We start from the raw sequence: 13,683 nt of genomic DNA, 5'->3' as shown, positions 1-13,683 counted from the left end.
TTTTATTCTTCTAAAATATAATAGGCATTGTTTGCGTTCTGCCTCAATAAATCCCTGTGCTTACCTAAAGCGGTTAACAACGGAAATCGTTTGTATGCCAAGTGGTGTTCTTTAGCAAATTCTTCTATTTCTTCTGTGATCTCATTGTAATACATATAACTGTAATTGGGAAAAAGATGATGAGCCACATGAAAATTAAAGTTCCCTAATACATTTCTTACCAACCAGTTATTTTCTTTTAAATCATTCGTTACTTCCAATTGATGACGCAGCCAGCTAAATGGAAGCCCATTATCTTTATCCAATTTTGGAAAAGCATTGTCAGGAAGCGGATGCAGAGGCAATAAAACAAACAGTGCAAAAATGCTTGCTGCAATCACCTGTAAAAACCAAGCTCCTAAAACCAAACCAATTGATACTTTAAAGAACAATACAGGAACCACAATCTGATAAAAAAAGTAAAACAGTTTATAACTCACCATTTTTACTTTCTCCATAACAGGTATTCTTCCCTGGGTTTTTAAAATCACTCTTTCCTTGTCAAAGAAGTCTCTAAAGTCTCTTATGAACATCCAGTTGAATAAATACAACGGATATACTAAAAAGAAAAACCTATGCTGATACTTCTGAACTCCTTTTGCCTTTATCCATGGTACTATTAAAAGTAAACCACTCTGCTCAATATCTGTATCCCATCCATCTACATTAGGATAAGCATGGTGGCTTGCGATATGTCTTTTTTTCCAGATATAGGAATTGGCTCCTATAAAATCAAAAATGTGCAATACCAACCCATTCAGCCTTTTGCTTTTATAGATATTGTTATGGGCTGCTTCATGAATTAAGTTTAAATAAATCAAAACCAATGAAATTCCCATTAACACAAAACTCAATATATAAACCCATTGCTTCTCTGCATTAAGAATCGCTACGAAATATAAACCGACATAGATAAGGGGTAAAATCACTGCTTTTATCTGAATATAGATATCCCTGTTTTCAGGAATTGCTTCTACTCGCTGGTTCACCTTCTTTCTCAGTTCATTAAAGAGTTTTATATCATCTGAATCTTTTAAATAAATCGGCTTTTCCATTATAATAGACTTTATGATTTATTTAAAGTTAATATTTATAATTTAGCCCACATTATTGATTTTAATTAAAAAAATCTATCAAATCACACAAATTCTTTCAATTTTCTTGGCGGATAATTTTTCACCAGATCAGCAATCGCTTTGATATGTTCCGGCGTGGTACCACAACAGCCTCCGATAATATTGATTAATCCTTTTTCCACATATTCCTTGATCTGTCTGGCCATGTCTTCCGGAGTTTCATCATATTTTCCGAAAGCATTGGGTAAACCGGCATTTGGATACGCTGAAATATAAAATTCTGAATTATGGGCCAATGTTTCCAGATAAGGTGTCAGCTGATCTGCTCCCAGTGCACAGTTGAATCCAACGCTTAACAAATTCAAGTGGGAAACCGAGATCAGGAAAGCATCTGCTGTCTGACCGCTCAACGTTCTCCCTGAAGCATCGGTAATGGTTCCTGAAACCATGATCGGAATTTTTATTCCTCTTTCTTCCTGTAATTCATCTATTGCAAACAAAGCTGCTTTAGCATTCAATGTATCGAAGATGGTTTCTACTAACAGAATATCTGAACCTCCATCTAATAATGCTTCACATTGTTGTCTGTAGGCAACTCTCAGTTCTTCGAATGTTATGGCTCTATATCCAGGATCATTTACATCCGGGCTTAAGCTTGCCGTTCTGTTTGTAGGCCCGATAGATCCTGCTACGAATCTCGGCTTATCAGGATTTTTGGCTGTATATTCATCACAGGCTTTTCTGGCAATCTTTGCAGACTCGTAGTTCAGTTCATATACCAGATCTTCCATGTGATAATCGGCCATGGCAATTGTAGTTCCGGAGAATGTATTGGTTTCAATGATATCTGCATCTGCTTCCAGATATTTTTTGTGAACTTCTTCAATGGCGTGAGGCTGTGTAAGGGAAAGTAAGTCATTATTTCCCTTTACCGGATGTTCCCAGTCTTTGAAACGCTCACCACGGTAATCTTCTTCCTCAAACTTATATCTCTGAAGCATTGTTCCCATTGCCCCATCGAGAATTAAAATTCTTTCGGATAAAGCTTTATATAATTGTTCTGAATTTTTCATTTTCTGTCTTTTTGTAATAATTTATAAATCCGCTCGTCAATTTTTTAGACAAGTGAATTTTTTTACTGATCATTTCAAAATTCACCTTAGATACATATTTCTGATCTAAAGCGATACAAAATTTAGTTTCCAATTCACAGAGAGACTCTTGAGCAGTATGCAGAAATTGTAATGCATCGTCCTTAGAAGTTCTTCTTTCGTATCCTTCAGCTATATTTAATGGAACTGAAGTCGCAATTCTTCTTACCTGATTGGCTAAACCTGATAATTCTTTCTTAGGAAAGCTTGTGGTCAAAATATAAGCCAGGCTCACCAGCTTTTTCCCTTCCATCCAAGCTTCTAGTTCTGTACAGTCTCTACTCATCATCTATGTATCAATTGTCAACTATAATCTTTCAACTAGTCTAAAGCCTGTTTTAAATCTGCAATGATATCCTCTACATTTTCTAATCCTACAGAGCAACGAACCAATCCTGCTGTAATTCCTACCTCGTTTCTTTCTTCATCTGACAATTTGGAGTGCGTGGTGGATGCGGGATGTGTAACGATCGTTCTTGTATCACCAAGGTTAGCAGAAAGGGAACACATTTTTATCTTATCCAGGAAATTTCTTCCGCCTTCTATTCCGCCTTTAATTTCAAAGGCAACAATATTTCCTCCAAGCTTCATTTGTTTCTTGGCTACTTCATAGCTTGGGTGAGATTTCAGGAATGGATATTTCACCAATTCTACGTTAGGATGGCTTTCTAAAAACTCAGCAACTTTCAAGGCATTTTCACAGTGTTTTTCTACACGGATAGCCAATGTTTCTAAGCTTTTTGATAATACCCATGCATTAAAAGGAGACAACGCAGGTCCTGTATTTCTTGCGAAAAGATAGATCTCTCTGATCAGGTCCTCTTTACCTACTGCTATTCCTCCCAACACTCTTCCCTGTCCGTCAATCAACTTCGTTGCAGAATGCACAACAACATCTGCACCATATTTAATTGGCTGCTGAAGATAAGGTGTTGCAAAACAGTTATCTACAATAAATATCAGGTTATGTTTTTTTGCAATCTGCCCGAAAAACTCTAAATCAAGAATTTCTATAGCCGGATTGGTAGGCGTTTCAAGATATAAGATCTTTGTATTAGGCTTAATATATTTTTCAACATTCTCTGCATCTCCAGCTTTGAAATAGGTAGTTTCAATATTCCATTTCGGGAAATACTTGGTAAACAAAGTATGTGTAGATCCAAAAACTGACTGGCAGCTTACGATATGATCTCCTGCATTCAATAAAGCTGCAAACGTTGAATAGATGGCTGCCATACCTGTAGCAAATGCATATCCTGCTTCTGCACCCTCCATTTTTGCAATTTTATCTGTAAACTCAGTTACATTAGGATTGGAAAAGCGGCTGTATAAGTTCTTAGGTTTTTCTTCAGCAAAGCTGGCTCTCATATCCTCGGCATCCTGAAAAATAAAACTGGATGTAAGATATAATGGTGTAGAGTGCTCATCAAACTGAGATCTTTCAGTCTGGGTTCTTATTGCTGATGTTTCAAAATTTTCCATATAGTTTTAATTAATGTAACAATGTAGCAGTCTAATAATGTAACAATCAGATTCTTCTGAACTGCGTTCGCAGATTTATCATCTGTGCTCAGAATGACAATAACCATTATTGGTAAACTGATACATTGTTATATTGGTACATTATTATTTCGTTTCACTTACTCTTAAAATATCTCCGAATACTCCTCTTGCAGTTACCTGTGCTCCGGCTCCGGCTCCCATAATTACAATTGGGTTTTCCCCATAGCTTTCTGTATAAATCTCAAAGATGGAATCTGAACCTTTCAACTGTCCTAAAGCTGAAGTGGCAGGTACAGAAATCAGTTTTACATCCAGCTCACCTTTGTCTTTCTGTAAGTCACCGTGTAAATCACCAACATATCTCAATACATGATCAGGCTCCTGATTTTCTTTAATTTTTTGATATTCTTCATCCAGTTCTTCAAGCCTGGAAAGGAATTCTGGTTTTGAAACTGAAAGTAAGCTTTCCGGAACCAGATTTTGAATATTGATATCGTCGAATTCGTTGATTAGATCCAGCTCTCTTGCTAAAATCAATAGTTTTCTAGCCACATCATTTCCTGACAAGTCTTCTCTTGGATCCGGTTCTGTATACCCTTTTTCCAGAGCTTCATTGATGATCGTTGAGAATTTATCATTTCTCAAAGAAAAATTATTGAAAACATAACTCAATGTTCCGGAGAATACACCTTTAATTCTTGTGATATTTTCTCCTGAAAGGTGTAATAATTTGATGGTATCAATTAACGGAAGCCCCGCTCCTACATTGGTTTCATACAGATAACGTCTGTTATTTTTGCTTAACGTATATCTTAGTTTTCTATATTCCTCGATAGGAAGTGTGTTGAAGATTTTGTTGGAAGAGACTAAATCAAACCCGTTTTCTGCCAAAGCATGATAGTTCTTAACAAAGTCCTTACTTGCTGTGTTATCCACAACAATCAGGTTTTCCAATTGATTTTCATTAGAGAAATTAATCAACTCCTGAACGCTTGATGGGTGTTCTGCAGTTAAAACCTCTTCTGCCCAGTTAGCATCAAAACCCTTCTTGTTGAAGGCAATTTTCTTAGAGTTAGCTACTGCAACAACCTTTAAATCTATTTTTTTACGTCTTTTAATTTCTTCTGAAGATTCCAGAACCTGTTCTATCAAAGTTTTTCCCACGTTACCATGACCAATGATTGCAAGATGAACGGGCTTTGGTTTTTTGAAGATTTCAGATTCTATGATGTTTTTTGTTTTTTCGTCCTGTGAAGAAGTCACCACAATATTCACTCTGTTTTCTCCTGCTACTTGGTTTAAAAGCAATGGGAAAACGTTGTTTCTGGCCAGTTCAGCAAAAACTTTATTGAAGTCTTCTGCTACAAACCCAATGACAGAAACATTATTAATACTATAGATTTGTGATACTTTTCCTGATTTTCTTTCTGCTTCAAATTCATCTATAAGACAAGCGACTGCTTTTTCTGCGTCATTTTCCTGAACCAAAATAGAAATTCCGTTTTCTATGGCTTGCTGAGAGATTACTCCTACACTGATACGCGCTAAAGTAAGCGCTTTAAAAATTCGTCCGTCAATACCGATTTCTCCCAGGAAATCTTCTCCTTCAAATTTGACGATTGATCTGTTCTTTAAAAATTTTATTTCGTTAGCATTTTTCATTACTCTATAAAATGTTTTTTATGATATTATTTAATTGTTGATATTCCATTAGGAAGGCATCGTGCCCCTGCATAGATTGGATCTCGTGATAAGAAATATTCTCTTTTTTCTTTTTTAAGTTCTCAAAACACATTCGGATTTCAGAAGCAGGAAAGAATAAGTCTGTATCTACGGAGATCATGTGCATTCGTGCTTCTATTTTCTCCAGCGCGGCTTCATCAGCATTAATATTCATCAGCAGATGGTTCATTAGCCTGTATGCTTGTAAACTAAACCTTTCGTTTAATGCATTGCCATGATAAACCAACCAGTCTTCTGATTCTAAGCGTTGCTTTTCCTGATTGTACTTATTTTGAAATCTATCGTTAAGAGATTCTGGAGTTCTATAACACAACATGGCATGAATTCTTGCTTTTTGTAATGGTTCTTCTTTATCATTCAATAAAAATTTCTGAACCAGACATTGCGCATGAAGCCAATCGTGAGTTCTGTAATCGCATGCTATAGGAATAAAGATTTCCGCAAGCTTAGGCTGCTTTGCAAGCATTTCCCATGCAATTCCTCCACCAAGAGAGCCACCAATAATGGCATATAGTTTTTTGATATGTAAAGCTTCCAGCCCTTTCAGAAATATATTGGCTATATCTGATGGGGTGAAGTTTTCATAATCTTCAATTAAAAAATGATCATATCCGTTTCCGGGGATGTTGAAACACAGAACAGTATATTTATTTGTATCAACGATCTGATTTTCTCCTACCAGCTGCTTCCACCATCCTTTCTCTCCGGATACGTTTGAATTTCCGGTTAAGGCATGATTAATTAGAATAACAGGTGCTGTAAACAGGTCTTTCCCGAAAAGCTCATAGCTTAACGAGATATTGTATTCCTTTTGGGAATAGGTTTGATACGAAAGATTAATATAGTTTAGTTCTGTTTTCAATTCTATTATATTATTATTTTAATACAATTGAAAATGCCACAAGAAATGGCTGAAAAGAACTTCAGTAAGTTATCTGTCCAAAATAATTTTGGTAGAACGTAGCACCTTCTTTGCTTGCGCAAAGGGTTGCTAAGGTTTCATAGGGTCTAATCCCTCAACCTTTCTTGATAACATTTTCAATATTTGAATGAACGAATGATGCAAAGGTAGTTCTTTTCTTTTAAAATCAAAAAAAAATTAATTTAATATTTAAAAAAGCCCTTAAACACAAGTCTTTCAAGACCATATTAATAATTATTCAGATGGAGGGAATTGGAATTATTTTGCAAAAAAACTAACTTCGTATGGAAAATGATGATATATGATCGCCGAAAAAGAAAGATTACAAGATACCAAATGGAAAAACTGGGGACCTTATGTAAGCAACCGGCAATGGGGAAATGTACGTGAAGACTACAGCACCAATGGAAATGCATGGAACTATACCAATCATGATAATGCTGAAAGTTATACATACCGTTGGGGAGAAGAAGGTATTGCCGGAATTTCCGATGTAAAGCAATTATTCTGCTTTGCTTTTTCATTCTGGAATAAAAGAGATAAAATTGTAAAGGAGCGTTTCTTTGGATTGAGTAATCCACAGGGAAATCACGGCGAAGATATCAAGGAAATCTTCTATTATTTGGATAATACGCCTACTCATAGCTATATGAAGATGGTTTACAAATATCCTATTAATGAATTTCCGTACGATGATCTAGTTGCCGAAAATGGACGACGCAGTAAACAGGAACCGGAATATGAGATCTTCGATACGGGAATCTTTGACCATGATGAGTATTTTGACATCTTCATTGAATACTGCAAGGCTGATCACAATGATATTCTGGCCAGAGTTACTATTTGCAACCGAAGCCAAAACGACGCTCCCATTGTAGTGGCGCCTACTGCCTGGTTCAGAAATAACTGGAAATGGGGCTATAACACTTATAAAGCACAGATGAATGCTTCCCATGATGGAAGTATTGATATTGGACACGATAGCATTTCCATTAAAAAGTTGTATTCAAGAAATTCAAATGCTCAAAGTATATTTTGTGATAATGAAACCAATACTCCAAAGTTATATGGAACGCCCCAAGCAGAAAACTCCTACTTTAAAGATGGGATCAATGATTTTATTATTCATCAAAGTAATACAGTAAATCCTGAAAAAAGAGGCACCAAGGCGTCTTTTCTGATTGATGAATTTATCGGAGGCGGGCAATCCAAGGTTTTTGAATTCAGATTATGTCCTAATGAAAGTGATGAACCTTTTGAAAATTTTGATGAAATATTCAGAACCAGAATAGCTGAAACTGAAGAGTTTTATAGCGAAGTTCAAAACGATACAACCAATGAAGATGAAAAGAATGTTCAAAGGCAGGCTTTTGCCGGACTTCTTTGGAATAAGCAGTTTTATCACTACAATATCGGGAAGTGGCTGAAAGGTGATCCTAATTTTGAGGCTCCCAGAAACTTTAATGAATATGTAAGAAATACGGAATGGAATCATCTTCACAATAAAGATATTATTTCCATGCCTGATAAGTGGGAATATCCTTGGTACGCAACCTGGGATCTGGCATTCCATTGTGTTCCTTTATCCATCATTGATGCAGAATTTGCCAAAGGACAGCTTTTACTTCTTACCAAGGAATGGTATATGCATCCTAACGGACAACTTCCTGCCTATGAATGGAATATGAGTGATGTGAATCCTCCTGTACATGCATGGTCCTGCTTCAGGGTTTTTAAGATTGATGAGAAAAATAACGGCAAACCCGATTTGTTGTTTTTGGAGAAAGTATTCCAAAAACTTCTTCTGAACTTTACATGGTGGGTGAACAGAAAGGATAAAAACGGAAATAATATTTTCGGTGGTGGTTTCCTTGGGCTGGATAATATTGGTGCCTTTGATAGAAACATGGTTTTACAGGATGGTCAGCATCTTGAGCAGGCAGATGGAACAAGCTGGATGGCCATGTATGCATTAAACATGATGCGTATTGCCATGGAACTTGCTCAATATTATCAGGTGTATGAAGATATGGCCATCAAATTCTTTGAGCACTATCTTTATATCGCTGAGGCAATGGAAAATCTGGGTGAAGGAACAAAAGGGCTATGGAATGAGGAAGATGGTTTCTTCTATGATGTTCTCCAGCTTGGAAACGGAAATAGTGTTTCTTTAAGATTGAGAAGTATTGTTGGATTAATTCCATTGTTTGCAGTAGAAATTGTTGATCACAGACTGCTTGAAAAGATGCCCAACTTCAAAACCAGAATGGAATGGATCTTGAAAAATAAGCCGGAACTCACCAAACTTGTCTCCCACTGGGATGAGGAAGGGCAAGGGAGAAAACACCTGATGAGTATTCTTCGTAAAAATAGACTGACAAAGGTTTTAACCAGAATGCTTGATGAAAAGGAATTTTTAAGTTCTTATGGAATCCGTGCCATGTCTAAGGTATATGAAGAAAACCCGTTTGTATTTTCTGTACATGGGAATGAAAATATGGTTTACTATACTCCTGCAGAAAGCGACAGCCGAATGTTTGGAGGAAACAGCAACTGGCGTGGACCCATCTGGTTCCCTATTAATTTTCTGATTGTAGAAAGTTTACAGCGTTTCCATTATTATTATGGAAACAGTCTGAAAGTAGAACTTCCAACCGGAAGTGGTGAAAAGAAAAACCTTGATGAAGTAGCTCAAAACATAAGCAAAAGACTTTGTTCTATTTTCTTAAAGGATGAACATGGGCAACGTGCTTTTAATGGAGGAAACCCAAAGTTCAATTACGATGAGCATTTTAAGGATTATATTACATTCTTTGAATATTTCCATGGGGATAACGGACGTGGCGTAGGTGCTTCCCACCAGACAGGATGGACTGCCACCGTAGCAAAGTTGATAAAACCCAGACTTACCTTTTAATAAACAATGAATAATAGGTAATGAGTAATAAAAAAGCCGGATAAATTATCCGGCTTTTTCTATTTTTATATCAGAGATTAAATTTTTTCTCCGTTAACGAAGACTTCATATCCTATTTCTACATTAGGCTCTAAAGTTTTTGATACAGAACAATATTTTTCAAAAGACAGTTCTGCTGCCTTTTGAGCTTTTTTAGGATCAATCTCTCCCTCTAAAAGAAATTTTACATTGATTGACTTAAAAGGCTTGGCGTCATCTACCTGTACTCTCTCTCCTTCTACTTCTGCCTGAAAACTTTTAATTTCCTGACGCTGCTTCTTCAGAATAGAAACCACATCTATTCCGCTGCATCCTGCTACTGCCATCAGTACACTCTCCATTGGAGAAACTCCTTTAGCTCCCGGCTGGGAAGTATTATCCAAAAGGATAGAATTTCCTTGAGCGTTTGTACATTCAAATAAAAAGTCGTCGTTTATTCTGTTCAGTGTAATTTTCATTGTACGGATTTATATTTCAGGATTTTTTATATTTTCATTCAAATATAAAAAACTTTGGGGATTAAACCTTGGGGCTAAGACATGATATCAACCATAGCCTGAAAAAGATTATCCGGATTTTCTGCAATTCGGTTACACAGGTACAAATACCATTCATCACCATACACTATATACTGCCGGCATGGGTAACCTTCTTTATACATTTCATTCAACAGATCTTCCTGTATTCCCAGTAACATTTCAAATTCATACTTAGATTTTGGAATATCATATTGTTCAATGAGCTCTTTAACTCTATTTTGAACTATATTATGATGGGTAGCAATAGAACACCTTCTGTTTTTAAGGAAAAGTGTTTCAATATATTTAATGTATAGGTCGTCTAAATGTTTTCCTCTCTCTACAGCATGTCCTGAAGGAACAGCAAAAGCCCCTTTTACAATTCTTATTTTCCCTTGTGTTTCATTCAATATTCGTTCAAGGTCTTTTGGAGTACGGTTTAAATAAGCCTGAAGGGTAATTCCTACATTGGGAAAATCAGGCGATATTTTACAAAAGGTATTAATAATATTATCAGTTCTATCAATTCCCTCTGCGCTAATCACTATTTCAATATCTTTTTTATAAGCTGATTCTGCTAATAACACTAAATTATTATAAGCGAGATCCTTATCAATTGCAAGACCTATATGAGATAAATCCAAAGAAATGATAGAATTAATATTCTCTTCTTTCACTTTATTAATCAAATTAGTGAAATGTTGAGTTACCAATTCTGATTCTTCCACAGAACGGGTACTTTCCCCCATAAACTCTAGTGAAGTTGGAAGTCCTTTAGCATTAATTCTTTTAGCAGTAACAATAGCTTCTTCCATTTTTTCTCCTCCTATATATCTTTTAGCTGCTTTCAGTAAGAGTTTAAAGAGCTCAGGATTGTTAAGAATATATTCTTTTGCCCCTTCATTTAATGCAGCTATTTTCAAAAGTGCACCTGCCTTTTCTTTTAGTTCCATTTTATTTTTTGATTTGTAATTTAAAATATTTTATAAAATTCCTCTCGCTTTTATCTCCAAATACTTATTGATAACATCGATATTCAAATTTTCCGGAAGGGTATATACGGTATAGATTCCATACTTACGAAGCTCCTGAATGATGAGTTTCTTTTCAAATTCAAATTTTTCGGCTACAATTTCATCATAGATTTCCTGCATATTTTCAGGATTCTTGTTAATCATGGTCTGTAATTCTGAGTTCTTGAAAAACACCACTACCAACAGGTGATTCTTTGCAATTCCACGAAGATATTTCAACTGTCGGTTCAATCCGTCCAACGTTTCAAAGTTGGTAAACAGCAGAATCAGACTTCTCTGGTTGAGAGAGTATTTCACATCCTGATACAAACGGTTGAAATCACTTTCAAAGAAATCTGTTTTAATATTATAAAGTGCCTCTGATATTTTTTTCAATTGCCCTGATTTATTCTCCGCTGCAATTTTATTTTCAGCTTTTTTTGAGAATGTCATCATCCCTGCTCTATCTCCTTTTCTTAAAATAATATGAGACAGCGCCATGGTAGCATTGATGGAATAATCCAATAAACTTAATCCGTTAAAAGGCATCTTCATGGTTCGTCCCTTATCAATCAGCATAAAAATACGCTGTGATTTTTCATCCTGAAACTGATTGACCATTAACCGATTAGCCTTGGATGTAGCCTTCCAGTTAATTGTTCTGATGTCGTCTCCGGGAACATATTCCTTAATCTGTTCAAATTCCATCGTATGTCCCAGCTTTCTCACTTTCTTGATTCCGCCTAACAAAAATTCGCTCTGTAAAGCCATCAACTCATATTTTCTGAGATGAACAAAGGATGGATAAGACGCAAGCATTGCATCTTTCTGAAAGTTAAATCTTTTTGAGACAAATCCCAGCGGTGATGAAGCATAAATATTCAGACTTCCGAAATGATATTGTCCTCTTTCCTTAGGTTCCAGCGTATATTGAAAGAAAGTATTTGCTCCTGGGTTAATCTGTTTTTCAATCAGGAAATCTCTTTTCTGAAATTGAAACGGAATTTCATCGATAATTTTAGTGGTGATCTTAAAGCTGTAATTATTTTTAATATCAATCTTTACAAAATTTTCATCACCATTGGACAATTTTTCCGGTAAAATCCTCTGTGCCTGTAAAGCTTTTTTTTGATTAAAAATCAGCAAATAATCTACCATGACGGCAAGAAAACAGAGTAGCAGTACAATATGGGCAACCCATATCAACCCCGGAAAGAAAAATGCAAGAACATACAGTACCCCCACTCCGATAAGTGTAAAGAAGAAACGTGTATTAATGTATAAGTTTTTCATTGTTTAGGTGGTGGGTAGGAGGTTATAGGTTTTAGGTGGCCCCTTATTAACTTTATCTCTTTCATTATTATTGTAAGGAGTTAATTAAACCATTCAACATTTTAGTAATTTCAATAATTCCCTGATTTAATTTTAAATAACTTTCTTCATTTAATAAATTAAGGTTTTTGCAAATGGTCAACTGTGTTTCAATTTCAGCACAACTTCTTCTTGAATTTCCTTCAGCAATATTAGATGGTATGGAAACAGCTGCTCTTCTTATTTGCGAAATCAATCCATAAATTTCACTCTTAGGAAAAAGCTCTGTCGCTCTATAAATGTCAGTAACAAAATCAATAGATTTCTGCCAAACTAAAAGCTCTTTAAAATTTGCCATATGTAATAATTTAAGCATTCACTCTCTATCACCTGCTACCCACCACCTATTATCTACTACCTATCTAGGAATTTCTATTCCTTCTAAAATTTGACGGATAATTTCATCAGCAGTTAGACCTTCCATTTCTCTTTCCGGAGAAACGATTACTCTATGCCTTAACACAGCATAACTTGCTTCCTTGATATCTTCGGGAGTTACAAAATCTCTTCCTCTTAATGCTGCAAAAGCTTTGGAAGCCGTAAGCAGTGCCAAGGATGCTCTTGGTGAAGCCCCCAGATATAAGAATTGATTTTCTCTGGTGTTAATGATAATTTTAGCAATATATTCCATCAACTGAGCCTCTACAATGATTTCTTTTACCAAATGCTGATACCCTTTCAGTTGCTCTGCAGTAATTACTTTGTTTACACCCTCTGTTTTATCTTCTTTTTTGCTTTCGTGCTGGTTCTTAATAATGGTAATTTCCTGTTCAAGATTAGGATACCCTACATTAATTTTGAATAGAAAACGGTCAAGCTGAGCTTCAGGAAGCCTGTATGTTCCCTCATGCTCTATAGGGTTCTGTGTAGCTACAACCAGGAAAGGTTCCTCCATAATGTAACGGGTACCATCCATCGTAATCTGCCTTTCTTCCATTACTTCAAACAATGCAGCCTGTGTTTTCGCCGGTGATCTGTTGATCTCATCAATTAATATAAAATTGGAGAAAATAGGTCCTTTTTTAAATTCAAATTCTGAGTTTTTCACATTGAATATTGAAGTCCCTAAAATATCGGAAGGCATCAGATCCGGTGTAAACTGAATTCTGCTGAAACCTACGTCAATGGTCTTTGCCAATAGCTTAGCTGTAATTGTTTTGGCTACTCCTGGAACTCCTTCAATCAGTACATGGCCATTAGAAAGCAATGCTGCCAACAGATGTTCTATCATGCTTTCCTGTCCTACAATCACCTTGCCTATTTCGGCTTTTACTTTATCCAGACTTGCACGAAGCTCAATCATATCAATACGGGACTGAAACTGATCTTCGTTTTTATTAAGGTTTATAGAAGTTTGATTTTCTATATTTTCGTTATCAAAGTTTTCCATA

Annotated in this window: 12 protein-coding genes and 1 riboswitch; of the genes, 1 reads left to right on the top strand and 11 read right to left on the bottom strand. The window is 35.8% G+C overall.

The genetic code is table 11. The features are described from left to right. Positions 1-2 precede the first annotated feature (2 nt). The 6 genes from EG359_RS17065 to EG359_RS17040 form a co-directional block, all read right to left on the bottom strand. Entirely contained in the window at positions 3-1,094 is a 1,092-nt protein-coding gene (locus EG359_RS17065) for a fatty acid desaturase family protein (RefSeq protein ID WP_076353314.1), read from the bottom strand. 83 nt (positions 1,095-1,177) lie between these two features. Continuing rightward, positions 1,178-2,188, bottom strand: coding sequence for a homocysteine S-methyltransferase family protein (locus tag EG359_RS17060; RefSeq protein WP_076353313.1), 1,011 nt, complete (start codon positions 2,186-2,188; stop codon positions 1,178-1,180). Continuing rightward, positions 2,163-2,555, bottom strand: coding sequence for a four helix bundle protein (locus tag EG359_RS17055; RefSeq protein WP_228435005.1), 393 nt, complete (start codon positions 2,553-2,555; stop codon positions 2,163-2,165). Before EG359_RS17055 ends, EG359_RS17060 begins: the two co-directional genes overlap by 26 nt. Before the next feature lie 32 nt (positions 2,556-2,587). Then, positions 2,588-3,748, bottom strand: a complete 1,161-nt coding sequence (locus EG359_RS17050) for an O-succinylhomoserine sulfhydrylase (protein WP_076353311.1) — start codon at positions 3,746-3,748, stop codon at positions 2,588-2,590. A gap of 144 nt (positions 3,749-3,892) precedes the next feature. After that, a complete protein-coding gene (locus EG359_RS17045; protein WP_076353310.1) occupies positions 3,893-5,431 on the bottom strand; it encodes an ACT domain-containing protein in 1,539 nt (512 codons plus the stop codon). Between the two features lie 4 nt (positions 5,432-5,435). Further along, positions 5,436-6,374 carry an alpha/beta fold hydrolase gene (locus tag EG359_RS17040; protein ID WP_076353309.1) on the bottom strand — a complete coding sequence of 313 codons (939 nt, stop codon included), beginning with the start codon at positions 6,372-6,374 and terminating at the stop codon, positions 5,436-5,438. A 66-nt stretch (positions 6,375-6,440) separates the two neighbouring features. Further along, a riboswitch (SAM riboswitch) is annotated at positions 6,441-6,548 on the bottom strand. Between the two features lie 187 nt (positions 6,549-6,735). Between EG359_RS17040 and EG359_RS17035 the strand changes: the two genes are divergently transcribed. Further along, positions 6,736-9,351 (top strand): MGH1-like glycoside hydrolase domain-containing protein, encoded by a 2,616-nt coding sequence (locus EG359_RS17035; RefSeq protein ID WP_076353308.1) that lies wholly within the window; start codon positions 6,736-6,738, stop codon positions 9,349-9,351. A 77-nt stretch (positions 9,352-9,428) separates the two neighbouring features. On the opposite strand, the gene EG359_RS17030 is transcribed toward EG359_RS17035, so the two are convergent. The 5 genes from EG359_RS17030 to EG359_RS17010 all read right to left on the bottom strand — a co-directional run bounded on the left by EG359_RS17030 (position 9,429) and on the right by EG359_RS17010 (position 13,682). Further along, positions 9,429-9,848 carry an OsmC family protein gene (locus tag EG359_RS17030; RefSeq protein ID WP_076353307.1) on the bottom strand — a complete coding sequence of 140 codons (420 nt, stop codon included), beginning with the start codon at positions 9,846-9,848 and terminating at the stop codon, positions 9,429-9,431. Positions 9,849-9,922: 74 nt separating this feature from the next. Next, a complete protein-coding gene (locus EG359_RS17025; RefSeq protein ID WP_076353306.1) occupies positions 9,923-10,861 on the bottom strand; it encodes a proline dehydrogenase family protein in 939 nt (312 codons plus the stop codon). 30 nt (positions 10,862-10,891) lie between these two features. Beyond that, positions 10,892-12,214: a DUF58 domain-containing protein gene (locus tag EG359_RS17020; RefSeq protein ID WP_076353305.1), complete on the bottom strand. Its 1,323-nt coding sequence runs from the start codon at positions 12,212-12,214 to the stop codon at positions 10,892-10,894. Between the two features lie 67 nt (positions 12,215-12,281). Then, a complete protein-coding gene (locus EG359_RS17015; protein WP_076353304.1) occupies positions 12,282-12,590 on the bottom strand; it encodes a four helix bundle protein in 309 nt (102 codons plus the stop codon). A gap of 60 nt (positions 12,591-12,650) precedes the next feature. Continuing rightward, positions 12,651-13,682, bottom strand: coding sequence for an AAA family ATPase (locus tag EG359_RS17010; protein WP_076353465.1), 1,032 nt, complete (start codon positions 13,680-13,682; stop codon positions 12,651-12,653). Position 13,683: the final 1 nt, after the last annotated feature.

The sequence above is a fragment of the Chryseobacterium joostei genome (assembly GCF_003815775.1).
In the GTDB taxonomy this organism is placed as follows: Bacteria; Bacteroidota; Bacteroidia; order Flavobacteriales; family Weeksellaceae; genus Chryseobacterium; species Chryseobacterium joostei.
The sequence above is the reverse complement of the archived record's forward strand: the minus strand, read 5'-3'. Positions and strand labels throughout refer to the sequence as shown.

Coding starts and splice junctions, on each gene's coding strand:
- EG359_RS17065 (WP_076353314.1), bottom strand. CDS start 1,094: ATGGAAAAGCCGATTTATTTAAAAGATTCAGATGATATAAAACTCTTT.
- EG359_RS17060 (WP_076353313.1), bottom strand. CDS start 2,188: ATGAAAAATTCAGAACAATTATATAAAGCTTTATCCGAAAGAATTTTA.
- EG359_RS17055 (WP_228435005.1), bottom strand. CDS start 2,555: ATGATGAGTAGAGACTGTACAGAACTAGAAGCTTGGATGGAAGGGAAA.
- EG359_RS17050 (WP_076353311.1), bottom strand. CDS start 3,748: ATGGAAAATTTTGAAACATCAGCAATAAGAACCCAGACTGAAAGATCT.
- EG359_RS17045 (WP_076353310.1), bottom strand. CDS start 5,431: ATGAAAAATGCTAACGAAATAAAATTTTTAAAGAACAGATCAATCGTC.
- EG359_RS17035 (WP_076353308.1), top strand. CDS start 6,736: ATGATCGCCGAAAAAGAAAGATTACAAGATACCAAATGGAAAAACTGG.
- EG359_RS17030 (WP_076353307.1), bottom strand. CDS start 9,848: ATGAAAATTACACTGAACAGAATAAACGACGACTTTTTATTTGAATGT.
- EG359_RS17025 (WP_076353306.1), bottom strand. CDS start 10,861: ATGGAACTAAAAGAAAAGGCAGGTGCACTTTTGAAAATAGCTGCATTA.
- EG359_RS17020 (WP_076353305.1), bottom strand. CDS start 12,214: ATGAAAAACTTATACATTAATACACGTTTCTTCTTTACACTTATCGGA.
- EG359_RS17015 (WP_076353304.1), bottom strand. CDS start 12,590: ATGGCAAATTTTAAAGAGCTTTTAGTTTGGCAGAAATCTATTGATTTT.
- EG359_RS17010 (WP_076353465.1), bottom strand. CDS start 13,682: ATGGAAAACTTTGATAACGAAAATATAGAAAATCAAACTTCTATAAAC.